Consider the following 1,277-nt stretch of genomic DNA (forward strand, 5'->3'; position numbering starts at 1 on the left):
ATCTTTTTTTATCTGTTCAAAAGATTCAAACATAATTATTTCTCCATTGTATTTTTATTAATTTCAAGTATATTTTAAAATTATAACAATTAAAAATTATGGGAATAGCGTGTAATATGGATTATCAGAAATTAAAAAAAGTCAAGGACAAGAACGAAGAATGTTTCAAATGCGGTTCTAAAAAAGAGCTTTATGAAGACCCTAATATAGAGGGACTTGTTTTTTGTAAAGACTGCTGGGAAGAAAGGATAAAAACTGAGAAATTAGAAGAATGGGGGATGGAAGAAGAAATTCCTTATGATGAGTGATAAAATAATAAAAAACCTTAAGGGAGAAAAAATGAGGGAAAATAAAGGGTTTACACTACTTGAACTTTTAGTAGTAATTGTTATTTTATCGCTTCTTGCGGCGCTTTTAGTCCCAAAACTTACAGGAAGACTTGGTGAAGCAAAAATTGATACTACCAAAATACAGTTAAAAGAAGTTAAAAGAGCACTTGAAATGTACAAAGTTGATAACGGAACATATCCAACTACTGAGCAAGGTTTAAAAGCCCTTGTAAAAAAACCTGACACACCACCAGTACCGAAAAAATGGAAGCAGTATTTAGAAAAAGTGCCTAAAGATGCTTGGGGAAATGAGCTTATTTACATTTATCCTTCAGATAAGCACCCTTTTGAATTAAAATCAGCAGGACCTGATGGGGAAGTTGGAACAGAAGATGATATTTCAGTATGGGATGAATAGGAAAGGATTTACATTACTTGAGGTTGTAATTGCTACGCTAATTTTAGCAGTTTCCCTATCAGTTATTTTAAAAATTTACACAAACTATATAAGAAACTATGGAAGTTTAGCAAAAGATATTAAAGCTATTCAAAAAGTTAAGAGGTATATTTACGATATAAAAGAAGAATTTAAAGAAATCCCAGCTGTTAAAGAAAAGTATGAAGATACCCAATACGGGGTAAAAAAGAAAATTTATATCTATAATGGAAATCCTGTAATTTTTTATTATGAAACAAGATAAAGGATTTACCTTACTTGAGCTTTTAATAGTTATTACTTTAATTGCGATTGTTTTTTCTATTGGTGGATTTGTCTTTATAAATAACATAAAATCAATGTTTAGTTTTAGCTCAGAGTTAAACAATTCTACGGTTCAATTGTCGTTTATCAATCAGCTTACAGCACAGCTTTTTTTCAAAATACGAAAAAAGGTATGAAAATATAAAGATAGATGAAGATAGAATTTCTTTTTACACAGGTTATCCTGT

Annotated in this window: 3 protein-coding genes; all 3 read left to right on the forward strand. The window is 29.7% G+C overall.

Annotated elements, in window-relative coordinates:
• The first annotated feature begins 116 nt into the window (after positions 1-116).
• From HG1285_RS01040 to HG1285_RS01030, 3 genes are read left to right on the forward strand one after another with little or no spacing between them, the layout of a single operon-like run.
• Positions 117-308 (forward strand): hypothetical protein, encoded by a 192-nt coding sequence (locus HG1285_RS01040; protein WP_008289497.1) that lies wholly within the window; start codon positions 117-119, stop codon positions 306-308.
• Positions 301-747, forward strand: coding sequence for a type II secretion system major pseudopilin GspG (gene gspG, locus HG1285_RS01035; protein WP_232219544.1), 447 nt, complete (start codon positions 301-303; stop codon positions 745-747). The genes HG1285_RS01040 and gspG overlap by 8 nt, the downstream gene beginning before the upstream one ends.
• Positions 740-1,030, forward strand: a complete 291-nt coding sequence (locus HG1285_RS01030) for a prepilin-type N-terminal cleavage/methylation domain-containing protein (protein ID WP_032497199.1) — start codon at positions 740-742, stop codon at positions 1,028-1,030. Before gspG ends, HG1285_RS01030 begins: the two co-directional genes overlap by 8 nt.
• The last annotated feature ends 247 nt before the right edge of the window (positions 1,031-1,277 follow it).

The organism is Hydrogenivirga sp. 128-5-R1-1 (genome assembly GCF_000171895.1).

Bases quoted from the DNA above. Each gene is read 5' to 3' on its own strand.
- HG1285_RS01040 (WP_008289497.1), top strand. From the start codon at position 117: ATGGATTATCAGAAATTAAAAAAAGTCAAGGACAAGAACGAAGAATGT.
- gspG (WP_232219544.1), top strand. From the start codon at position 301: ATGAGTGATAAAATAATAAAAAACCTTAAGGGAGAAAAAATGAGGGAA.
- HG1285_RS01030 (WP_032497199.1), top strand. From the start codon at position 740: ATGAATAGGAAAGGATTTACATTACTTGAGGTTGTAATTGCTACGCTA.